This is a genomic window from Brevundimonas sp., from assembly GCF_041648055.1.
Classification (GTDB): Bacteria; Pseudomonadota; Alphaproteobacteria; order Caulobacterales; family Caulobacteraceae; genus Brevundimonas.
Genome location: NZ_JBAZPS010000001.1, coordinates 831,142 through 852,382 on the forward strand (window position 1 = coordinate 831,142; position 21,241 = coordinate 852,382).

25 protein-coding genes are annotated in these 21,241 nt (G+C 60.1%); 8 read left to right on the top strand and 17 right to left on the bottom strand.

Going from position 1 to position 21,241, the window contains the following annotated elements; translation table 11 throughout:
• The first annotated feature begins 12 nt into the window (after nucleotides 1-12).
• The gene (locus tag WC585_RS04105) at nucleotides 13-1,011 is read left to right on the top strand and encodes a D-cysteine desulfhydrase (RefSeq protein WP_373256285.1); all 999 of its coding nucleotides are present in this window, start codon (nucleotides 13-15) and stop codon (nucleotides 1,009-1,011) included.
• Between the two features lie 36 nt (nucleotides 1,012-1,047).
• Here WC585_RS04105 and WC585_RS04110 read toward each other — a convergent pair whose 3' ends face one another.
• Nucleotides 1,048-2,313 carry a DUF819 domain-containing protein gene (locus WC585_RS04110; protein WP_373256286.1) on the bottom strand — a complete coding sequence of 422 codons (1,266 nt, stop codon included), beginning with the start codon at nucleotides 2,311-2,313 and terminating at the stop codon, nucleotides 1,048-1,050.
• Nucleotides 2,314-2,393: 80 nt separating this feature from the next.
• Between WC585_RS04110 and WC585_RS04115 the strand changes: the two genes are divergently transcribed.
• Nucleotides 2,394-3,068 carry an aspartate/glutamate racemase family protein gene (locus WC585_RS04115; RefSeq protein WP_373256287.1) on the top strand — a complete coding sequence of 225 codons (675 nt, stop codon included), beginning with the start codon at nucleotides 2,394-2,396 and terminating at the stop codon, nucleotides 3,066-3,068.
• 369 nt (nucleotides 3,069-3,437) lie between these two features.
• On the opposite strand, the gene WC585_RS04120 is transcribed toward WC585_RS04115, so the two are convergent.
• The 6 genes from WC585_RS04120 to WC585_RS04145 form a co-directional block, all read right to left on the bottom strand.
• On the bottom strand, nucleotides 3,438-4,631 hold the full coding sequence (locus tag WC585_RS04120) for a DUF6161 domain-containing protein (protein ID WP_373256288.1): 1,194 nt from the start codon (nucleotides 4,629-4,631) through the stop codon (nucleotides 3,438-3,440).
• Nucleotides 4,632-4,816: 185 nt separating this feature from the next.
• Nucleotides 4,817-5,203, bottom strand: coding sequence for a helix-turn-helix domain-containing protein (locus WC585_RS04125; protein WP_373256289.1), 387 nt, complete (start codon nucleotides 5,201-5,203; stop codon nucleotides 4,817-4,819).
• Between the two features lie 197 nt (nucleotides 5,204-5,400).
• Nucleotides 5,401-6,078 carry a DUF799 domain-containing protein gene (locus WC585_RS04130; RefSeq protein ID WP_373256290.1) on the bottom strand — a complete coding sequence of 226 codons (678 nt, stop codon included), beginning with the start codon at nucleotides 6,076-6,078 and terminating at the stop codon, nucleotides 5,401-5,403.
• Nucleotides 6,078-6,446, bottom strand: coding sequence for a DUF4810 domain-containing protein (locus WC585_RS04135; RefSeq protein WP_373256291.1), 369 nt, complete (start codon nucleotides 6,444-6,446; stop codon nucleotides 6,078-6,080). Before WC585_RS04135 ends, WC585_RS04130 begins: the two co-directional genes overlap by 1 nt.
• Nucleotides 6,443-6,751 (bottom strand): PEGA domain-containing protein, encoded by a 309-nt coding sequence (locus WC585_RS04140; protein ID WP_373256292.1) that lies wholly within the window; start codon nucleotides 6,749-6,751, stop codon nucleotides 6,443-6,445. Before WC585_RS04140 ends, WC585_RS04135 begins: the two co-directional genes overlap by 4 nt.
• Nucleotides 6,752-7,687 (bottom strand): CsgG/HfaB family protein, encoded by a 936-nt coding sequence (locus WC585_RS04145; RefSeq protein WP_373256294.1) that lies wholly within the window; start codon nucleotides 7,685-7,687, stop codon nucleotides 6,752-6,754.
• A 348-nt stretch (nucleotides 7,688-8,035) separates the two neighbouring features.
• Between WC585_RS04145 and WC585_RS04150 the strand changes: the two genes are divergently transcribed.
• The 3 genes from WC585_RS04150 to WC585_RS04160 all read left to right on the top strand — a co-directional run bounded on the left by WC585_RS04150 (nucleotide 8,036) and on the right by WC585_RS04160 (nucleotide 9,568).
• Entirely contained in the window at nucleotides 8,036-8,299 is a 264-nt protein-coding gene (locus WC585_RS04150; RefSeq protein ID WP_373256295.1) for a hypothetical protein, read from the top strand.
• A gap of 100 nt (nucleotides 8,300-8,399) precedes the next feature.
• Nucleotides 8,400-8,750, top strand: coding sequence for a hypothetical protein (locus tag WC585_RS04155; RefSeq protein ID WP_373256296.1), 351 nt, complete (start codon nucleotides 8,400-8,402; stop codon nucleotides 8,748-8,750).
• 197 nt (nucleotides 8,751-8,947) lie between these two features.
• Complete coding sequence (locus WC585_RS04160; protein WP_373256297.1) at nucleotides 8,948-9,568, top strand: hypothetical protein; 621 nt, start codon at nucleotides 8,948-8,950, stop codon at nucleotides 9,566-9,568.
• A 109-nt stretch (nucleotides 9,569-9,677) separates the two neighbouring features.
• On the opposite strand, the gene WC585_RS04165 is transcribed toward WC585_RS04160, so the two are convergent.
• From WC585_RS04165 to WC585_RS04180, 4 genes are all read right to left on the bottom strand, one after another.
• Nucleotides 9,678-10,658, bottom strand: coding sequence for a hypothetical protein (locus WC585_RS04165; RefSeq protein WP_373256298.1), 981 nt, complete (start codon nucleotides 10,656-10,658; stop codon nucleotides 9,678-9,680).
• A 1,047-nt stretch (nucleotides 10,659-11,705) separates the two neighbouring features.
• The gene (locus WC585_RS04170) at nucleotides 11,706-12,020 is read right to left on the bottom strand and encodes an excalibur calcium-binding domain-containing protein (RefSeq protein ID WP_373256299.1); all 315 of its coding nucleotides are present in this window, start codon (nucleotides 12,018-12,020) and stop codon (nucleotides 11,706-11,708) included.
• A 706-nt stretch (nucleotides 12,021-12,726) separates the two neighbouring features.
• Nucleotides 12,727-12,876 carry a hypothetical protein gene (locus WC585_RS04175; RefSeq protein ID WP_373256300.1) on the bottom strand — a complete coding sequence of 50 codons (150 nt, stop codon included), beginning with the start codon at nucleotides 12,874-12,876 and terminating at the stop codon, nucleotides 12,727-12,729.
• Nucleotides 12,877-13,182: 306 nt separating this feature from the next.
• A complete protein-coding gene (locus tag WC585_RS04180; RefSeq protein WP_373256301.1) occupies nucleotides 13,183-13,530 on the bottom strand; it encodes a helix-turn-helix domain-containing protein in 348 nt (115 codons plus the stop codon).
• A 628-nt stretch (nucleotides 13,531-14,158) separates the two neighbouring features.
• Between WC585_RS04180 and WC585_RS04185 the strand changes: the two genes are divergently transcribed.
• The 3 genes from WC585_RS04185 to WC585_RS04195 all read left to right on the top strand — a co-directional run bounded on the left by WC585_RS04185 (nucleotide 14,159) and on the right by WC585_RS04195 (nucleotide 16,195).
• The gene (locus WC585_RS04185) at nucleotides 14,159-15,055 is read left to right on the top strand and encodes an endonuclease/exonuclease/phosphatase family protein (RefSeq protein ID WP_373256302.1); all 897 of its coding nucleotides are present in this window, start codon (nucleotides 14,159-14,161) and stop codon (nucleotides 15,053-15,055) included.
• A gap of 617 nt (nucleotides 15,056-15,672) precedes the next feature.
• On the top strand, nucleotides 15,673-15,921 hold the full coding sequence (locus tag WC585_RS04190) for a hypothetical protein (RefSeq protein WP_373256791.1): 249 nt from the start codon (nucleotides 15,673-15,675) through the stop codon (nucleotides 15,919-15,921).
• Nucleotides 15,914-16,195: a hypothetical protein gene (locus tag WC585_RS04195; RefSeq protein WP_373256303.1), complete on the top strand. Its 282-nt coding sequence runs from the start codon at nucleotides 15,914-15,916 to the stop codon at nucleotides 16,193-16,195. The genes WC585_RS04190 and WC585_RS04195 overlap by 8 nt, the downstream gene beginning before the upstream one ends.
• Nucleotides 16,196-16,294: 99 nt before the next feature.
• On the opposite strand, the gene WC585_RS04200 is transcribed toward WC585_RS04195, so the two are convergent.
• The 6 genes from WC585_RS04200 to WC585_RS04225 form a co-directional block, all read right to left on the bottom strand.
• Nucleotides 16,295-16,810: a hypothetical protein gene (locus WC585_RS04200; RefSeq protein WP_373256304.1), complete on the bottom strand. Its 516-nt coding sequence runs from the start codon at nucleotides 16,808-16,810 to the stop codon at nucleotides 16,295-16,297.
• 76 nt (nucleotides 16,811-16,886) lie between these two features.
• Nucleotides 16,887-18,041, bottom strand: coding sequence for a tyrosine-type recombinase/integrase (locus tag WC585_RS04205; protein WP_373256305.1), 1,155 nt, complete (start codon nucleotides 18,039-18,041; stop codon nucleotides 16,887-16,889).
• 275 nt (nucleotides 18,042-18,316) lie between these two features.
• A complete protein-coding gene (locus WC585_RS04210) occupies nucleotides 18,317-18,607 on the bottom strand; it encodes a hypothetical protein (protein ID WP_373256306.1) in 291 nt (96 codons plus the stop codon).
• 320 nt (nucleotides 18,608-18,927) lie between these two features.
• Nucleotides 18,928-20,082 (bottom strand): AAA family ATPase, encoded by a 1,155-nt coding sequence (locus WC585_RS04215; protein WP_373256307.1) that lies wholly within the window; start codon nucleotides 20,080-20,082, stop codon nucleotides 18,928-18,930.
• A gap of 397 nt (nucleotides 20,083-20,479) precedes the next feature.
• Complete coding sequence (locus tag WC585_RS04220) at nucleotides 20,480-20,761, bottom strand: hypothetical protein (RefSeq protein WP_373256308.1); 282 nt, start codon at nucleotides 20,759-20,761, stop codon at nucleotides 20,480-20,482.
• Nucleotides 20,758-21,126, bottom strand: coding sequence for a hypothetical protein (locus WC585_RS04225; RefSeq protein WP_373256309.1), 369 nt, complete (start codon nucleotides 21,124-21,126; stop codon nucleotides 20,758-20,760). The genes WC585_RS04220 and WC585_RS04225 overlap by 4 nt, the downstream gene beginning before the upstream one ends.
• Nucleotides 21,127-21,241: the final 115 nt, after the last annotated feature.

Genomic DNA, 21,241 nt, shown 5'->3' on the forward strand with positions numbered 1-21,241 from the left:
CGGAGCCCGCCCATGCATCTCGCCCGTTTTCCCCGTGTCCGCCTGGCCCATCTGCCGACACCGCTGGAGCCGCTGCCGCGACTGTCGGAGGCGCTGGGCGTCGAACTGTGGATCAAGCGCGACGACTGCACCGGCCTGGCCGGCGGCGGCAACAAGACACGCAAGCTGGAGTTCCTGCTGGGCGACGCCTTCGAACAGGGGGCTGACACGCTTGTGACCCAGGGCGCGGTCCAGTCCAACCATGTGCGCCAGACGGCGGCGGCAGCAGCGGCCCACGGGCTGCATTGCGAGGTCATCCTGGAAGAGCGGACCGGGTCGAAGGCTACCGACTATGTCCACAACGGCAACGTCCTGATGGACCGGCTGTTCGGCGCGGGGATCCGCTTCGTCGACGGCGGATCGGATATGCCGGCCGAGCTCGAGAAGACGGCGGCAGAGGTCCGGGCGCGCGGCGGTCGGCCCTATATCATCCCCGGCGGCGGCTCCAACCCGATCGGGGCTCTGGGCTATGTGGATTGCGCGCGAGAGATCGTGGTCCAGGCCGATGAGCTTGACCTGCCCATCGACCGGATCGTGACCGCGACGGGCAGCGCGGGCACCCACGCCGGGCTCGTGGCCGGACTGGCGGTCATGGGGGCGGGCATCCCGGTGCTGGGCATCGGGGTGCGGGCACCCAAGCCGAAACAGGAAGAGAATGTCCTGAAGCTGGCCCGCCAGACGGCTGCCCTGCTGGGTCGGCCCGACGCGGTGACGGCCGAGATGGTGGTGGCTGACTGCGACTATGTCGGCGAAGGCTATGGCCTGGTCGACGGCGCGGTGATCGAGGCGCTGAAACTGGCCGCGCGGACCGACGCCATGGTTCTTGACCCCGTCTATACGGGCAAGGCGATGAAGGGGCTGATCGCCCTGGCCAGGGCCGGGCGCTTCAAGGACGAGACCGTGGTGTTCCTGCATACCGGCGGGGCGCAGGGACTGTTCGGCTATCAGGGTGAGCTGGAGGGGACGCTGTAAGCGGGTTGGCTCCGGCCGGACTTGAGGCGGCGCGCTCTAAGCGCCCGCCGCAATCTGCATCATGACCAGACCCGTGAACCAGGCCGCGGCCGTGCCCACGATGTAGCCGACGACCGCCAGAAGGACGCCGACCGGGGCCAGGGACGGATGGAAGGCTGCAGCCGCCACGGGCGCGGACGCGGCACCTCCGATATTGGCCATGGACCCAACGCCGAGGAAGAAGCTGGGCGCGCGAATCAGGAAGGCCATGCCGAACATCAAGGCAACGTGGACCAGCATCCAGACGCCGCCGATCAGGAAGTAGACAGGGCTATCCAGAATGGCCCCGATGTTCATGTTCAATCCGACAGTAGCGACCAGCACATAGACAAAGACCGAGCCGACCTTGGCAGCGCCCGGCCCCTGCAACTTCCTCGCGCCCGTGAAGGACAACGCCACACCGATCACCGTGGCAATCAGCACCAGCCAGAAAAAGCTGGAATCAAACGACAACCTCTGGGCCCAGTCGAAGCTGGCCCCGAACCAAGACGACAGGGGGTCGGCGATGGCGTGGGCAAGGCCGACGGCACCGAAGCCTACGGCAAGAATGAAGATCAGGTCCTTGAGGCTTGGGATGCGGGCGTGTTCGGCCTCATAGGCCTCGGCCTTGTCCCGGACCCGATCAACGGCGCTGGCATCGGCGCGAAACAGCTTGTCCATCCGGCGCTGGTTGGCGGCGATCCACAGGACGACGGCCATCCACAGATTCGCCACGACCACATCGACCGCGATCCAGATGGAGAAGGTGTCGGGGCCGGCCCCATAGATTTCGTACAGAGCCGTTTGATTGGCGGAACCGCCGATCCAGCTGCCGGCTACAGTGGCCATGCCGCGCCATATTGCCTCTGGCCCCGCACCCATGAGGTCAGGCGCGATCCAGCTGGTCAGCAACAGGGCCACTGGCCCACCGATCATCACCCCCAGGGTGCCGGTGGCGAACATGATCAGGGCCTTGGGCCCGAGCCCGAACACGGCTGGCAGGTCTGCCGAGACCGTCAACAACACGAGGGCCGCCGGCAGCAGAAAGCGCGAGGCTACGAAATAGAGGCGCGAGGCCTCCGGATCCACCACGCCGAAGGTCGTCAGCAGCGAAGGCAGGAAATAGCAGAGCAACAGTGCCGGAACGACCGCGAAGAACCGCTTCGCCCATGGATGCGTCAGGCTGGACGCCCAGAAGACACCCCCCAGTATGACGGCCAGCAGACCCAGGACGACGGCATCATTGGTGATAAGGGCCGTCGCTTCAGCAGCGTCTGTCGGCATGGTGTTTCCCTGTCGTTTCCGCGCATAAGGACGATGGATCGCCCGTTTGGCAAGGCGACCGTCAGTTTCAGGAGCATGTTATGGCAAAGGTGTTGGGCGTTCTGGGCGGCATGGGGCCCGCTGCTACCGTGGCCTTTCTGGCGCGGGTTCAGGCTTTGACGCCGGCCCAGGGCGACGCCGATCACATCCGCATCATCGCCGACATCAACCCCCAAGTACCCGACCGCAACCGACAGGCTGACGCCGCAGAAGCCGTCCTGGGCCAGATGGCCATGCGGCTGAGGGATGCCGGGGTTCAGGTCCTGGCCATGCCGTGCAACACCGCCCATGCCCAGGCGGCGGGAATCAGGAAGGTCGGCCTGCCTTTCATCGACATGATCATCGAGACGACGGAGGCGGCGCTATCGGCTACGGGCGACGCCGCGCCCAGAAAAGTCGGCGTCTTGGCTACGCCTGGCGGCGAGGCACTTTACACACGCTCGCTTCAGTCCAAGGGCTGCAAGATCGTGCGTCTGACCGGACCGGACCGTGAGACCTTCATGGGCTGCATCCATGCCGTGAAACGCGGTGACACCGGCGAGGCCCCACGCGCTGAAATGCGCCGTCTGGCGGCAGCACTGGTCGCGGCCGGAGCCGAGGTCGTCATCGCAGGATGCACGGAAGTGCCGCTACTGCTGGATGCCGACGGCGTGTCCGTACCTTTGGTGGATTCCGCCGAGGTTCTGGCCCAGGCCTGTGTGCGGGTCTGCGGGTGATCCGCCTAACATCCCTGGAACGGTGGTGCCGCTTAGGTGACTCGAACACCTGACCCCATCATTACGAAATCTAGGAAAGAGTGCGGCAGGAGACCAAGCCCAGCATCGGATTCTGACAGATTTTGCAACGCGGTTGAGTTCAGACCCAACCCCTTCCCAGTCTGAACTGATCTGCCGATTAGGTCGCTTCCTAAGTTACGCGACTTACCGTGGGAACCAGCAAAATCTCGACCTGCGCTATACCTGCAATCACGGGGACGGAATCATTGGAATGTCGCAAGCGGTCGGCTGTAACTGCCGTGCAGGTCGGGCGGCCTCCCCTTCTGTCCGAGGGTTAGGGAGACCGCTGGAAAGCAATACCGAGCTAGCTCACGGCTTGGCCAACACGCGCGCGAGCACTGCTGATAAGCCTGGATCCATTCCGCCCTCTTCCTTGATTATGCCGTCGGACGTGTTGCGGAATAGCGCGTTGAGAATGATGGTCCTATCCACGTCGCTTGCGGCTCCTTCAGTCATCAGCGCTAGGTAGGTCGTTGTCATCGTGGCGCGCTCGTTTGCATCCTGCCGGAGATGATGCTGGCTTAAAAAGAGCTTGGTGAGGAGACGTCCCACCCACAGAACCAGACCGGCAAGCGTCGCCAAGCCTGCCGATGCGATGAAGTAGAGACCAGGAGGCAACGTCTCCGTCGGAGTGGTGAGGAGGTACTGACCAAGCCGCCAGAAAGTTGTGCCAATCAGCCATATCGCGGTCGGAAAGAAGATCAACACCGAGACACCGGCGATTGCCTCCCCGATCATGTGGCCATTCGCCTTGTCCCGCCAGTACTGAACAGGCCCTTTCAGCTTCATCAACTCAGTGAAAGCGGCATCGGTCTGCTTGATTTTGGCGACCAAACCGTTTCCCCGCCGATGCGAATGTCGAACGTATCGCAGCCACGCTTGGGTGTGGCGCGTTGCCCATTCCCTGCCACTTGAACCAAGAGCTTCGAGCGCCGTGTTCCAAGCGCGTTCGCGGTCAAGTTGGCGTTCGTCCTCTTCCGCTCGGAGGTCGATCAATGCCTTTCGAAGCTTGCGCCGCTCGGATTCAATCTCAGAAGTTTTGTCGGCCAGGGCAAAGATTTCGGGCGTGATTGCGAGTGTGGCTCCCCTGAATTGGCCAACGGTCGAAGCGGTCGAGGGTGGGACAAGTTGGTTTAAAACTGAGTAGGCAAAAACGGTCGCCTCATCTCCGGCGGATGATCTGACCAACTTCAGAATCCTGCCTCGCTCGGTGTCCGGATGAGTGGGAGTGTAGGCGTCCTGAAAGTTCTGATTGATCTGTGGCAGTAAGCTAGCGGGGCCATGCCCATCCCCCTTCAACCTTTTAGCTTCCGCCGTTACCGCCGTGATCCGGTGCAGCATGTTACCTCGGATATTAGCAGGGTCGGCTACGTTGCTCGTTGCGGCCCAAGACCAAAACTCTGCCAACTCGCTCAGCCATGCCTCCACTCGTCGCCAGCCGACTAAACGCCATTCGCTTCGGTCGTACGTGATGAATTCAAGCACGTCATTCTCGGTAGCCATCAGCCCCTCCGTCTGCCTTCTCACCCCGACGATGCAGACCGCCTCGTGCCGCGCGGGTTCATGATCAAACCTTAGCTTTGAGGATGTCCTCTAGCCAACGATCCATACCATCCAGCACGTCGGCTACCGGTGCTCCGCATTTTCGTGTGCCGCGAGCGGCTTAGGCAATCGCGCCCTAGCCGGTCCTATTCCTCAAGCAGCTCGTCACCTGAATGGAGACGGCGTGTCACAGACAACACAAGCCTCTGATCCGCTGGTCCGAGGTCTCGCAACAGCTTCAAAATTTCTAGGCTATAGCGAGATGGAGCATCGCCGCGCAGCTCCGGCGGGGCATGTCGGGCGTTTCCAAAAAAGTAGGCGACATCGATCTTAAGTGCCTCAGCAAGAGCTGAAAGCCGCGATGCCGCGATCCGGTTCTCGCCTCGCTCGTACTTTTGGATTGCCGATAGGCTGACGCCAACAGCCCGCCCAAGGTCACGCTGAGGCATTCCGAGCTCGATGCGCCGCTGGAAAAGGCGACGCCCTATCTCAACTTCGATTGGGTCAAAGACCGCTGTATCGTCGTCGCTCATAATCGTCGTCTCCACCGGCTTAGAGAGGGCCAAGCCTTTTCGGACCAATGCCGCTGCCTTGGTCCGCGCGGGCAATGAACTAGCAGGCTCTACCTTTTGCAGTGCTAGGGACACCGCAGTGACGCCAGCCGAACCTCGACAGATCACGCCGAAGCTCAGCTAGCTCACATGCACACGCGGTCCCGACGCCGCCGAGATCAGTCGGGAAACTGGTTCCGATCAGCACCATAGGTTGGCAGATAGGGACCTGCCGGCAGCCCCTGCCCCACGGTGTGGGTGGCTAGGAGGTTGGCCTGCTGTGTAAGGGGGATATAGTTGGGCTTGGCTTTTTCGACCGCAGACACGATCGCCTGGACCAAAAGATCAGCAAGCGGATTGCCAGAGTTGGATGCCTGAGGGCTGTAGGCTAGGGCTTGCGTGCCTTCCCAAAGGACGGCCCCGGTACGGCAGCTCTTCAGAGTGTATCCGAACTCCACATTGGTCGAAGTTGAGATGATCACATACTGCGACTCCCAACGCTTGATCTCGACAAAAAGTACGGTGTCACAACCAAACAATGGGGCTAGACGCGAAGCATCCGCCTGATGAATGAGGCCTGCGTCGGATAGGCCTTCGTCCTCCAGGACGCGCTTCACCATGTGAGCCGGGAAGACGTAGTAGCCGCGCTCTGCGACCGGTCGGGAGATTGTGGATACGAAATAGTCGGCAGCATCGACGTTCACTGTCGAGTTAAGGGCTGGGACGACCAGGACGCTTTTGGGCTGCTCGGAGCGCAGCGCCGCATAGCTTTTGGGAGCGGGAGCCGAAACACACGCCGCAGTGAGCGACGACACTGCCAACACGGCCGCGACAGCGGCAAACTTTGATCGAAGCATTAGTTCTGGCCTCCAGCGACCGTCGCCGGTGCACCCGATTGGCGGATCACGCGATCCATGAAAACGGCTGATTCAGGAAACAGCGACCGCTCTTCCTGGAATGCTTTTACAGCTTGTTCGACGTTGCCATCCTCAAGGTACAGGAAACCGAGCTCGGCCAGCATGCCTGGAGCGACAGCGTTGCGAGCGCGACCGCGTTCGATCGCAGTTTCAAGAGACTGCTTGTAAACGGGTCGGTTCTCAGGGTTTTGCGAATAGGCATACAGAGCTTGCTCGTAGGTGCCCCACTCAAACCGACTGACGGGAGCACACGCGACGGTGGCCACCGATGCGCCGATGATGACGATGCTAAGGATCCGGCGGATCATGGGATGCGAACCTCACTGCGTGCCCCGGCCGTCACAAACACAGCTTGGCGATGGATTTGGACACCGTTGGAGATGACGACAACGTCGTGCCTTCCAATCGATAGAGCTATGCCGGACGGGTGCTGGTTCATCGATCCGTAGTCGCGACCATCAACGACGATACGCGCGCCATCGGGTGCTCCCGTAACAACTAGGCTAGCAGGCTCCTGACCCTGAGCGATTTCGCGCTCCGCATAGTTCTGAGCACAACCCGCGCCGGTCAGCCCGACACACACAGCCGCTAATGCAGCAAACAGCTTATTCATCTATCGAATCTCCAAAACTCGAAGGCCGGCAACATTCTCGGGCAGGCTTCCCTGCACCACTGTCGCAGTAGCGCCTTCGGCATCTGGGGATGTTCCAAAGAAGCCCGTCAGTTCAATCTCGGCGACTTTTGAGCCTGGAAGCGTGATTGGGAGACCGGACTGCGAGCTAACGATCACCTCTCCAGGCGTCTCGACGCTGAAGCGATCTCCAACGCGCAAGCCTTGGCTCTCACCACCGCTGACGAAGACAGTCGATCCTGAAACCCGCAAAATGTCTGTGAACCACGCCCGTTGTTGCAGCTGGTTGATGACATTCGTCATTGTGTCCGCAATCGCGGCCGAGATTGCACGATCGTTCAAAGTTGAATCGTAGCCCGAGCGATTGCCAAATCCGGCAACTTCGCCTGTCTCGGTTGTGGCCTCACCCGCACCTGATGCAGTGAAGAAGACCTGCCCCGTTCTGACATCTACCAACCGAATCTCAACGGTGGCGTTCACCGCTTGGCGACGCTGCGAGTTGAGAAAACCCTGCTTCCCTTCGTTGCGCCGGCCTAGCTGAGTGATCGAACCGAGGAGGATGGTATCGACGCCTACGAGCCGTTCAGCTTCAAGCGAAGAGAGCGCCCGCTCGGAGCTGAGAGCATTGAGGTCTCCACGCTCGAACACGTTGAAATGTCCGGAAGCGACAAGCGCATTCGTAAGCATATCGCTGGCTTGGGTAGCGATTGGATCAGCTTGACCAGGCCCTAGCAGCAAGCGTCCATAGGGAGTGCTGTTTGTGAACCTACCGACGGCGACGCGTCGTTTTAATCCAGATTGCTGCTGCTCATGTACTGCGCTTGGCACAGCTTGGGCGTACGCTGCTTCAACAGCCAGCGTAGAAGATAATAGGCACACCGCCGCAAGCGCGGCGGAGACCCTTTGACACTTTAACATTTGGAAGCCCCCGGGTATTCGAGCAGCAGCAATGCCATGCCTCGCCCCAAGTTGGCAACCGCTAGTTATACCGTCGATAACAGGGTCTTCGGAGCGGTGCTTCCGATATCAAGTCCGTAGACTGCGGAGACTCTGCCGAAGCTTGGCTTGCCGATTTCGCGGTACGTGAGCAGCAACAGGCCGAGTTTGTGCGATGCCGGCTCGCCCGATAAGGAACTAGCTTTCCTTCAAAGTCTCAGGAGCACGCTACGCCATTCAAACGATCCACGCCCGCCCCACACCACCCCCCACCACCCTTGACGGCCCCTTTCGCTCGTGGGAAGAAGGATTAGTTGCAGGAGGATGGAAATGGCGAAGGTTGAAGTTCGAGACCACGCGATCTGGATCAAGCATATCCATGGAGACGAGAGCCTGGTGGGGAAGTTAACTCAAATGCCTGCGGGCACCCTGATCGAGCTCATAGTCGACGGAATTCAAGGTCATTGGCGGAAGATGGATGACGGTAAGGATGGTCGTCCAACCAACGGTCTGAGGGCGCTCGGTAACGCTAAAGATCACTGGCATGCGATGCAGAGTGACCGAGGCAAATTGGTCGATATCAACCCGGCATGACGGCTCTCATATCGGCCAGCCGACCGCAGTCGGTCACGCCGCAACCCAGACGGCAGGATTCAATGGGCACCGCAGCCGCACTTCAACGAACCGGATGACAATGGCCAATTTCGACGAAAGAACGCACCGTATTTTCTCGCTCTTAGAGATTACCCCAGCGACCAAAGCCGCGAGCGGTCGCTACCTCCGATCGGCTATTTTCAGACCCGGCATACGCTACTGGGCAGGCCACGCGCACCGCAAGGACCTCTTCGGAGTGCAGTTCTTCGGCGAAGGCTTGGAGGACGCGGCCCAATATCGGCAGGCGTTGGCCAACGCCGGGTTTGCCAGCAGGACACCGCAGCCATCTCAGCTGACATTCTGTCGGGAGGTGGACTTCCTCTCCGATGGCAGCGCCGACATCACCGCCATCGAAGCTGCTAAGACCGCCCTGGATAAAATTGTCCGATAGATATTGCATAATAATATGCAAAATGCATAATGACTTGGCGAGTGCGACGCTCGCGCCGAGGACCCACGTGTCGGTGGTTCTACGTCAGCCGTTCTAGCCTTGATGGTTGGCTCACCTCCGACGCCCAGCCGTGGATTGACTGGGACCGGGACACCGGTCCCAGTCACCTCGAAGTTCCCATCAAACCGAGGGCGGCTATGAACCAGAACGATACCGACACGCTGACAGACAGCGTAGGGAAATTGCTGAATGAGGATGGGATCCTCTCGGCAGCGGCAGCTCGCTTGGCTCTCGCAGGCTTGGAGCCGGGGTCCCAGATCACGTATCTGCTCTGGGACCTTCATCCAAGTCCTGAATGGCTACCGTCGGATCATCCGAAGAGCCCGACTGGATCATTGGCTGCTCGACCGCTGTATCTTGGCAAGTCCGCCGGCACTTCGAGGCTGAAGTCTCATCTTGCCAAGGACGGGTTTGGAAGCGGGCTCTCAAAGATCACTACTCACGCGTGGAAGAATCCGGGCCTTCTCAGCTATTGCTTGGGGAAGCGACAAGCCGGCTGGCTGGGTGTCACGTTCATCAATCATGGTGTGGGCTTAGAGGCTGACGACCGCTCTGAGGCGCTTGAACGCGCTGGCGTTGAGGCGGTTGGATGGCGTCGCGATGTGGGTGGCTTGCGGAACGCTAGAAGGCTCGCGGACCCAGAAGGGTTGGCGGCATTCTACGAACCTGTCCATGTAGCACCCGTGCCCCTGGCCGAGGGGCTGTTGCTCAACCAGACGTGCCCCAAGCCCGATGGACGGAAAATCCGCTTTGGATAGCAATTGTTTCTGTGTACCGGCGGCTAGATCCGAGGAGTTACCTGCAACTGCAATTGCTTGATAGGCGTCCACACGACGATCATTCATAGGGTGCGAAAGTTGGAGCGCTTCATGCAGCGTCAGACACCACGCTCAAGTTCTCGTCTGCTGGCTTGGCATCGGTTGCAAAGGCCATGCTTTCCGGACGACCGTTGGGCGATCGCTTGAACGCTCTGAATTCTTCGCTGTGAACCACGCCGAACACATCTTCGTACCTAAGAATTCCCAGGGCGAAGATGGTGCTGCCCGCTTCCTGGAAATCTACACGCAGACGAAGATTGTCCGATCCCTCAGGTACTACCCGCGCGGATCGCTCGCTGCCGCTGCCAACGGGAACCGGCCAGAGGCTGAATTTTGTATCAGCAGGCATGGACGGCGTTCTAGCTCCAGACGCTACCCTGATCGCCCACACCGACAATTCGAACCACCGAGCCGGAGTCTGACCCGTATTGGTGCAAACGACATCAAAAGCGGGTTGGCCTTCCGTGCTCCAAACTACTTTGATCGACTGCACGTGGAGATAAGCGCGAAGTTCGATTTTCATGGCTGTTTCCGCATGTCGAGTCGAAGCCTCAGCGGCGCGGGCGGCTCGGCTTGCGGCGAATGCTGCCCAGCCCGTGAACACTAGTGCGAGCACCGTGAGGATCGCTTGAAAGAACGCGATCAGGGTTTGCTGCCATGACAGCCGGAGCTCCTCCTCAGCAGCATTCGTTGTTCGAACTGCCTGAGTGACACCTTCACGGGCGTTGCGGAGTTGTTCACGTGCTAGATCGCACGCCTCCTGTTTGGCAGCACGCTCGCCAACAGGCAGCGCGTCGATGGCAGAGCCGTAACAACTGGGCTGCTTTTCTTCTATTCGAAAATCGAAGCCCTGATCGTATTGGCGAGGCGCGACCAGAGGTGAGTCTAAAGGCGTCATGCCAGTGAGAACTGCAGCGCCAGTGAGACAAAGAGCTCCTACGATTACCCACGGCACAAATGGCTGGGCCACCCGCCAAAGCCAGGAATTTGCAGCTCGGAGCCAGTCGAGGGGATTGGCATTCAGCGTCATGCTTGGCCCCTATCTGAGCTTACGAAATAGATCATCGATGGCATTAGGGCTCGTTGTCGTGTCCTAGTCGTACGGCATGCTTTCACGCCGACCATGTGTGCATCAGTGAGAGCAATAGGCCGCAATCTTCTGTGCTTTGACGGCGACTCCGATGATAGTTGCAATCCCTCAGTCGAGGATACGCGGCTATTTCGGACTATCTCTCACCGGGAAAACTTCTAGGCAATTCTCAAGGCCCTGGAGCTCACATAGCTCCCGCAAATCTTTTCGACGATCAGCTATGCCATTTCGCAGTCGGACGGCGTCGGGGCTCATGTCATCTGTTCGTATTCTTTTCTCCTGAAGATCAATGCCTAGAGCATCCGTACGTATCGCCTCAAGCATTTGGGCTTTGATCTCGGCATCCTGCGCCTCGTGCACTCCAGCGGCTCTAGCGGCTTTTTCTGTCGGGGTTAGCTCGCACCGCGCGTCACCTGCTACCGACTGAGAATAGCAAGCCGCCAAGCTAGAAGTTGTGCCCTCTTGGGCCAGACAGCGTTTAAGTTCTGCACTCACATCTGCCTTACAACTGCGAGCTTGGTCCCACGGGGATATCATCCAAACTACTGTACCAGCCACACCTGCAAGTGCGATTGCGATGACGGGTACAATCGCACCTCGCCAGTAAACCCCGCGCCTGACGTCCAGCATCCAACCCCCTAGGATTCCGTAAATCAATTGTCGCATGCAGCATGGCGGCGCGGCAAATGGATTGGCACACCGCATCACGCATCGCTCGCAGACATCGGAGGCCGATGCGCGGCGATGATGCGTCGGTGTTTGGCTGGCGAGTTTCAGAAGCCATGGGAGTGGCGGGCACAATAGAGCACAGTCAGTACTCCGAACTCGCCTCAAGCATTTCGACGCGGCTTTCCAGATTCTCTACCCGCATCTCGGCTGCTTCGGCACGAGCGTTTGCGGAGGCGGCTGCTTCTTCCGCAGCTGACGCCTGGTCGCGCGCCTCGTCGTCAGCGCAGCCCGCTAATAGCAGCGCGGCCAATCCGACCACTAGCGCTCGCATCCGACACCATCCCCGTCACGGTCTAGGTGCCGGCCATATCCTGGCTCGCCTTGACGTACAGGTGCAGCGCCAGCGGCACGTGCGGCCGCACAGTTAGTGTAGGCACCCCCGCCCGACCGTCCCGATCCGACCAACCCCTGCGGTCTTGATTGAACCGCGCCGCTGCGTCCCCCGTGGCAGTGTCGGTCGCCAGTCTTGCGATTAACGTGGCAGCCATTCTTGTCAGTGCCTCCGCTATGGGCGGCGACCGTGACAGGCACGGCAACGATGAATGCCATGCAGCATGCTGTGATGAGCTTCATTTACAGCCCCCTTGCCCGAGCGTACCTGGACCATACGCACACGCCAAACGCGAGTCGAGGGAGCATCCACAGAGAAAAGAACAGAAGCGGAACAACGGTCTCGACTCTAGCCCTGTACCGGTCCTATCACGCCCTTAGGTCATGGCAGATCATCTAGGACTGACACCGATGGAAACGCCACTCGACGACGAGACGACTCTACAAAACGGTAAGCCTCCCTCCCCTGATACAGCAGCCCGCTCAATCGGGCTGATCGCCTTGGGCCTTGGCCGCTTCCGTGTGATGTCGGAACATGAGCATCGGCTAGAGTGGGAGCGGGAATACCGCAGCCATCCATGAGCCGTCACAAAGGCGAAAGCCGTGCGAATGCCGTGACTGCCGAGGATCTGGCCGCGATTGTAGACTGCTACCGACGCATCCAGCGTATCCATGCGAACCTGAACCACGCCTCTCCTCAGCACATACCCCTCATGGCGGCGTCGGCCACGTTAAGAGCCTGCTGGGCTGACCTCAGCGGGGCCACGGTTTGCGCAGGATGGTCATATCCCGATAGCGGCGTGACGCGGGATGGACTTGCGCCAAGGGCAGATCGTAGCGGGGTTCCACGCGAGAAAACGTACATGAAGCGGTTCGGCATCGACGACTGACAAGCGGATAGAAAAGAAGATGGCCCGCCCCCGGCCGAACCGGAGACGGGCCAGAACACCTACAGTTCGTATTCGCTCAACCTTTGGGCCTGATCGCTTAGGCCCGCTGCTGACATCATGGCGATCAGTTGCTGAAGGATAGTCCAGGTATAGTCCAGGACAGCATCCTGAGCGGCGGCCTGTTCCGGTGTCTTGCGTTCTATCTGCATGGTCTTCCTCCATCGTCGCGGGGTTGCGACGACGGCTGAAGGCACGCAGGACCATAACTCCGGACGGTTATCCGAAGCCGTGGAAGCGATTACTTTGGGTTGTGAGTCAGAATTGGTTCGTCCGCAAGGTGCGTCGTATCGCCGATTTTTCGCGGTGCACGCGGCGATGTCGAACGTCTGACGATTTAGCCTGAGGCGGTTGTACAGAGGTCCGCCTAGCCCTGTCGTGTGCGGCCGTCGGTCTCATGAGGAGACGGCTTGCGTTGGCCGGTCCGATTGGAAGCAGGCGAGCTAACGACCCCTGGATCAGTCGGTAGACACGTCGTCCGACCCGTGGATTTTGCGTGTCAGGGCCAAGATCAGCTTCTGGTCATCGACTGGCAGGTCATTCATCAATCGCATCACTTCGCGCGACTGGCGCGAGGGCGAGGTCACGAACGGCGCGCCCTGATCGAGTGTCTGGTCGTCGAAGAAGTAGCTGACGTTGACATCGAGAGCCTTCGCGATTGCCCAAAGCCGCGACACCGCTATTCGGTTCATGCCGGTCTCGTACTTCTGCACCTGCTGAAAGCTCAGACCCAGGGCGCGACCAAGACTGCTCTGGTTCATTCCCAGCGCGATGCGTCGATCAGCTACGCGCTGGCCGATAGTCATATCGACTGGGTTAGTCTGCTTTTGCACTATCGCGCCCGCAATGCTGCGCAGTTACCAGTCCTAATAAGTTCGCCCGCAAGGACCGATTGCAAGTCCCTATCCATAACGTAGTCGGATGGTGCCAGCGGGACCCCATTCTTTCCGCGTGTCACCACTTGGTCGTAGGCTTGCTGCGTTGTGAGTTCATAGAGACGCCCAAGCGCAAAATCGTCAGACGGTCCGCCTAGCGACATTGAAATGTAGACTGGCACTGTCCGGTCAATCTCGTCTCCGTCGATCTCTCCTGCTCGGGCTGCGACGACAAATCGCTTTCCGCTTTCGAACCCGAGTTCTGCATGGAGCGCGGCCGACTCCGTATCCTCGACCATTTCCGTCCAAACATGGCACTTCCAGTGCGCCATCATCGACAATGACTCGTCGGCCACCGATCGATCTTGAGGAGACGCCATCGACCAAGCCAACAATACGACCAAAACAATTCCGCTCATCTGTCGCATCCCGTGCCTACAAGTCAGTTCCTAGAACGTGGATTTGACTGTGGCCACCCTGGGGTGAGGCGCTTCGGTCCCTTGGACTCGCTAGGGCCGGTATCTGGTCGGCTGCTGCAATGACGTGCTTTAAGGCTGGTATGAAAACCAAGTCGCTCATTACTCTCGCTGCTGGTCTGACGCTCACGCTTTCAGGATGCTTCGGAGCGCCGTTGGCACCTCTGTCCGACCTCGGAACAATCAAGGTGGCGGCCTGGAACATGGAACACCTCGCTGAAGCTAACGGTACCGGATGTCGCCCGCGCACCGATGCGGACTATCAATCACTGCGCGCCTATGCCGAGGCCTTGGACGCCGATGTGATCGCGGTCCAGGAAGTCGAGTCACAGGCCGCTGTGGAGCGAGTTTTCGATCCGTCTCAATACGTGGTGTTGGTCGAGAATCGCGTGGCTTCCGGCCGTGGCGGTGCATGCCGAGGCGAAGACGGCCTGACTATCCGTGATCAACGCACGGGCTTTGCAATCCGCAAGGGGCTCGCATTCGAGCGTCAAGCTGACCTTGTCGCCTTGCAGCTGGGCAACGCCGATCTCCGGTCGGGTGTCGATATCGTCGTGCGGCCACGCGGCCAGCCGCTGCGACTGCTGTCTGTGCATCTGAAGTCCGGCTGTAGTTCCGGCGACCGAAACGAGGCGTGCCCAACCCTAATGCAGCAGGTGCCGGTCATGGAGGACTGGATCGACCGCAGGGCGGACGAGGGTGTGCGCTTTGCCGTGCTAGGTGACTTCAACCGACGCCTGGCCCAAGCCGGCGACGCCGTCTGGGCAGACTGGGATGACGCAACGCCATCGAACTCTGACCTGAGCCTAGCGGCTGGAACGACGTCGGCCCGCTGCAACCCTCGCTACTCCGACTTCATCGATCACATTGTCTTGGATCGCCGCGCGACAGCCGATCAGTTGGAATTTGAAGAGCGGACCTATGAAGGCGAAGCTCTGAGTGACCACTGCGCGATCGCGGTAACGATCAGGGCGCGATGATCTGACCTGAGAGGACGGACATGGGTGGGCGTGATCGGACGGAAGGGTTTCTGATTGCTGGGCTGATCCTCTTACTGATCATCCAGGCTGGCCTAGTCGTGCGCATGATAATCGCCTGATGCCGTATGAGCTCGAAAGGATGGAACATTGTGCAATCTCTACCGCCAGCGGTCCGGTCCTCAGGCGATCATGGATCTGGCCAATGCCATGCGTTCCGACGTCGGCAACCTCGCGCCCGGCGACCTTTATCCTGACTACCCCGCCCCGATCGTCCGTTCCGGCCTGGATGGAGAGCGCGAGCTAGCGCTAGCCCGATGGGGCATGCCGTCATCTAAGAGGGCGCTGTTCGATGCCGCCACGAAACGGGCCGACAAGCTGAGGGCCAAGGGCAAGGACATAGACTTCCCTCGCCTGCTGGAGCTCGAGCCCGACAGCGGCACCACCAATGTGCGCAACACCACATCTTCGCATTGGAAGCCTTGGCTGGAGCCGGCAAATCGCTGCTTGGTCCCCTTCACAGCCTTCAGCGAGCCTGGTCGTGACGCGAGGGCAAGTACCGCCCGATCTGGTTCAGGCTGTCCGGCGACGATCCAGAGCCACTGGCCTTCTTCGCCGGTATCCACATCCGTGACTGGACGACGGTGCGCAAGATCAAGACCGGAATGGAGACGATCAACCTGTTCGCCTTCCTGACGACCAAGCCCAGCGAACCGGTAAAATCCGTCCACCCCAAAGCGATGCCGGTCATCCTGACTACTGCTGAGGAACGCGAGACCTGGATGCGCGCACCCTGGAGCGAGGCGAAGGCGCTACAGCGGGCGTTGCCAGATGGGGCACTGAGTTTGATCGGGGACGGTGATGGTTAAGCGCGCAATGGTCTTGGCATCTGTGCTTGTGCTGGCGTCCTGCGGATCGTCTGACGGCGTTGAAGGCTATGATGCCCTGTCGAACTTCGTGGCGGACAATCGGGTTGGTGGAGGGTCAGATCAGTGGATCGAAACGATCACGGCGATGGGCACGTCGGAGCGTGTCGGTTTGATCTTCGGCTACATGGACGATCATCAGGCCTGCGTTGAAGCCGTGACGGGAATGCAGGAAGCAAATCCTGGCCGGGTATACGTCTGTACGCCCGCCAACTAGGCCTCTCCGTCTTGAAACGATGGCGGCTGGGACAGCCAGGTCGCCAATGCGTTTAAGCGGACGTTGGGCCAAAATGCACGATGGGCGGCCAAGGAAACCTCACTCGTCGCGATCGGGCAACCGCCCAGACTGACCCGGGATGGTGCCGGTGTAGGGGGACATCTTCGTACCGGGTTTGATGGCCTTGGTCCTACTTTTGGGTCGCCGTTCGAACGTCGCAGGTGACCGCGCTGGTGCTGTCCAGATAGGTTTGTGCAACTCGATCATCGGTGCCTTCAATCGCTTCGCATCGTCCGGCGACGAATGCCGGTCGCCGGTTATCAGCACCTCCAACTCAACCTCGTTGCGATGTTCATAGATCAGCCGGCCGGCGTGATGGTTTCTGCCGCTCGGACTAGGGCGGGTAAAATCGGAAAATCGTTTAGCCAGGCCGCCCTTCTTGTCCGTCGCCACGCCCACGACCGCGACTTCGCCTCGATACCTGATCCGGTAGAGGCCGATCTGGTCCCGGAGGTTGCGCTGCGCCAGCCGGAGGCCCCCCGGCACCTTGCGCCATTGGGCTTCCCGTTCAGACAATGCGAGATCATCGATCGGAGGCGGTTCATCGTTCTTCATGTCGGGTCCATATCAAAAAAAAGAAGGTCCCCGCCCCGCGCACCAGCCGAAGCCAGCGCGCGAGGCGAGGTGAAGGTTAGGCCGCAGACTGTTTAGCCGCGCAAGATTCGACAGCCTGGAGAAGCGTTTCGTTGGCGAGGTGGGCGTATCGCTGGGTCGATTGATAGCTGGCGTGACCCAGAACCTTGCCGACAGCGAACAGATCGACCCCGCTATTGACCATGAAGGACGCCGCCGAATGCCGCAGATCGTGGATCCGCAGACCCGGTAGTTCTGCCACTTTCCTCGCCGTCTGCCATGAGTGCTTGATGGACACGTATGGCTTCATGGTGTCCGGGTTAGGAACCAGCCAAGGGCAGTTCTTGAAGCGTGGTAAGGCTTCAATGATCCCTATGGCCGCCTTCGACAGGGGTACCCAACGGGGCTTGCCGGTCTTCGAGGTCGGTATCAGCCAGGACTGTCGATCAACGTCCACGTTTTCCCACCGTGCGTCCAGGAGTTCGCGCACCCGGGCACCGGTCAGCAGCAGTAGCCCGACGATATGCTGCAGCTGAGGGTTCTGCGAGGCGGCCACCGCCTTGCGGAGCCGTGCCGCTTGTGCTGTGTCGATGAAGATTTCGCGAGAATTGCAAAGGGGCTTCCTAGCAATACCGCGCGTTGGATTCTTGTCGGTGCCGGGCACCTCCCATCGCTGACCGAGAACATAGGATCGCCCAAGGACCATCCGCATGCGCTCCACTGTCGCCGGCGATGACCCGGCAGCTCTCTTCTCAGCGAGCCACTGACTGACACCTCGATTGGTAATGTCCGTCAAGCGCACCTTACCCCATTTAGGAAGCAAGTGATTGCGCATACACGCCTCCATGGTGGCATAGGACTTCAGGTTCAACTTCGCATCGGCAAGGTGCATGGCCGCCAGGTCACGATAGAGCGGAATTGCCTTGGCATCGGCCTTGGCAGCGCCTGGGTCGCCGCCCATCACAACCTCAGACCGAAGGCGCTGGGCGTGCTTCTTGGCGGCTGCGAAAGTCACGTCCTCCACCCGTCCGATCTTGTATTGCTTCTGTCTTCCGGCTGCGTCGGCGTAACGCAGGTAGTAGGTCCGGCCGCCTGATCGGCGACATTCCAGAACGAAGCCGGTCACTGTCAGATCATAGTAGTCGGTCTTGTTCTGGCCGGGCTTGCACACGGCGGCGGTTACGAATGCGTGGTCGAGATGCGCTTTTGGCATCGTGTTCTCCTGTTGAGCGTGGATTGGAAGGTCAGACCGCCGGACCGCCGCGCCGGGTGAGGGCAAACGGGCGGCCGGGGCCGATTGGGTGGTTGGGGTTGAGCGGCACCGCATGCGGCACGCAGCGGCTCCGACTGGCCCGTATGGGGTCCGCGTTGCAGCTGGGGTGGTTTGGCCCACAGAGGGCGTGGAGCGTGCCCTAGGTGGCAGCGGACGCAGTCCTGACGATCAGGCGGGCCGGGGGCGGCTAGAGGACCCGCCAGCTTCACCAAGCCTCAGGAGGGCGGCACCAACGTGTAGTGCTGGCGATTGCTGCCGATCACGCGCTGGACATCCCAGAAGTGGTCGCTGCTCGATCCGGAGCCGGTGTGACGGTGCAGCATGGCCAACGCCAAAAGGACCGGCACACCCGCATCCTTTGCCGCCGCCTCTGCCAAGGCCTGGGGTCCCTCGCTAAGGCCGCCCCCGATGTAGGCCAGCAGGGCAATGACAGCGCGAGTTTCATCGTCTGGCTGGTCGCGTTCGGGCCAGATGAAGTCGTCTAAATCGGCATTGTGGGTCGTCATGATGATCCTCCAACCGGATCACTGTGTTTTCACGCGAGCGACCGGCGTCCGCGACCTGCGCGGGGTGGGTGGTTGATAGGAAGTTCGAGCGGTGCCGGGTGGCCCGCGTTTGCGCCAGAGATGGCCGCTGGGGCGGCGCGTCGGGGGCGGGGATGGCGGAGCCCTTCGGAGGGCGTCGAGCGTGCCCAGGGGGCAGCGTTTGGACCGCCTTTGACGGGCGGCCGAGCGGGCAGTTTGTCAGTTTTCAGTTTTGCGGTTCGCAATCAGACTTTCGCCGAACGCGGCCGGAAAACTAAAAACTGAAAACTGCAGCGCGATCATCAACCGAAGATGATGACCCGGTAGTACTGTGTATTGCGCGGCCCCGTTTCGGTGTTCCAGATGTGAACCCCGGGGGTATTTCCGGTGCATTCCTCAATCACCCGAATGGCCTGTCGCTTCGAGATCTTGCAGGCCGATGCAGTGGCCGCAGCCAGAGCCATCTTACCGCCGAAAAAACCTTCCCCGATGATGTCGGCGACGGCCATCCGAACCTTGACGATATCGCCTTCCCTTGCCGCGTCTTGGAATGGTTCCAGACCGTGAGGATCCACAGGCTCGACCGACGCTAGCTTCTCGACGTAGCTGACCCCGGATTCATCGATGTAGGCATACGCCACTTCATTCGGGCTATCGGCACGCTTCTTCTCCATATTCAAGCGAACGACACGTCGATCAGTCCGACCTTCTTCCTTCATGAGCTCGCCAACGTAGACGGCATCGAAGTCTTCCAGAATGTCGGTCGTCCCTTGGTACTGGGGCTTGCCGTCAGTCCTCGGCTGTTTCCGTGTGTGGCCTAGCGCGACGATCGTTCCCCCGGCCGACACATACTGGCGGCACACTTGCCCAAACTCACTGGTCCGCTTCTTGTCCATCGGATCAGTGAATTTCTTGAGTGTGTCGATGATGACGAGTGTGCCTTTCGCCGTGCCGTCTTCGGTTGCCTGCAACAGCTTCTCGACTAGGTCTTTTGTCTTCATGCCTTTGTGGCCGGGGGCCATCATGTGAGCACCCGCGTCCTCCAGCAGTCGAACCTTCACCGCCAAGCCTTGGCTGCCGTCATCGGCGTTCACGTAGAAAACGCGGTTGGCAGCAATCCGGCCGTCGGCGATTGCCTCTAGGACGCAGTGCAAGATGATCAGCGTCTTACCCGCATTAGGCGCGGCGTAGATCATCGTCGCTTGGCCATCCATTACGAACCGACCAAGGAGCGGCTTCGTGTATGCGGCGTTGGCTTCGAGATCGTTGGCACTGCCCAGCAAGCTGAACCGAGACAGCGGGTGTCGTGCGATCGCGACTGGCGCTGCTTGACCTTCTGGGGTCAGCAGCTCAGCCCCGGTGTCGCCAGGCTTTGACGGGGGGTCTGTTGGGGGTTCGAGGTTATGACCCGGCAGCTTCCGGGCGTGCGCGTCCAGGCGACTGGTGTCGTCTTCCATATTTCTCTCCTGACGATTTCAAAGAACGGTGTTGGGAAGTAGAGGCTTTAACCCCCGGCACTGGTGGCGCAGGAGCGAGCTCGATGGTGACGAAGCTCTGTGCAGCGTGACGATCGCTCGAGGCGGCGCTGATGTATTTACCGAAACCACTATCGACCGGTTAGTCAAGTGATAGTTAGCCGGTTTCGCGGTTTTTGAAGTCGGCTATTTGACCGTTGCAGAAGTTCTAAGGCGGACGATGCTTCCAGGCGGAAGCGAATACTTCATGGGCTAACGGGACTTCTCCATCAAAGCTCTCAGTTGACCGGTTTCCGATGGCTCTAAAGGCATGCTGACGAGGCGACCGACTTTGAGTGCTTTCAGCCGATCGCCAGTATCAGTGCTCGTTTAAAGGCCTTTAGCGTCCGTCGTGCAGACGCAGCGGTTGAGAACGCCTTCTCCTCAACCTAAGCACCACCACCGCAACGCCGATGATGGCGACAGCGGCGATGAAGGCGAGAGGCCGAGCGTTCGCCAGACCCATCACCACGAAGGCACCCAACAGTATCAGCGTGTCCTTCGGTCGCGTGATGAATAAGACCAGAAGCACCAGCAGCAGCGCCACCACCAGTGCGATCAACGCAGCCCTGATGATCGCCAGGATGACGCACAAGGTCACAAGCCCTGCGAGCTTGTTCATCGACCCTCTCCCTCCCCGTCAGGCCAGAAGTGAGAAAGGCACAAGCCATGGATGCCCAACTCGGTGCCGGGGTCGTTTTCGACGAAGATACGCGTCGAAACGTCGTCAAGGATCAGAGCAATCTCAAACCAGCGGCCGTGGTCAGAGATAAAATTGTAGTTGAAGGCTACGGGGTCGTTTCCAGTGATGGCGAAACCAACGACGGCGTTGATGACATCGGGCGTGTCACCACCCTGGATGACGAACAGCTTGGCGTCATGGCCCAGCTGCTCAACACGCAAAGGAATCAAGGCTCGCAGATCGGGGTCGAGATTGGGCTCGTTGAGCGCGCTCGCTAACGAGGCGCGGTCGATAACTTTCAGCATGGTTTTTCCTTCCAGACATGAAAAAGCCCGCGACGGTGCGCGGGCGGTGGGTGGGCTTAGGTTGAGGGCAGTGGTTCAGAACCGCAGGTTTTCAGTTTCGCAGGCGTGCGCCGCG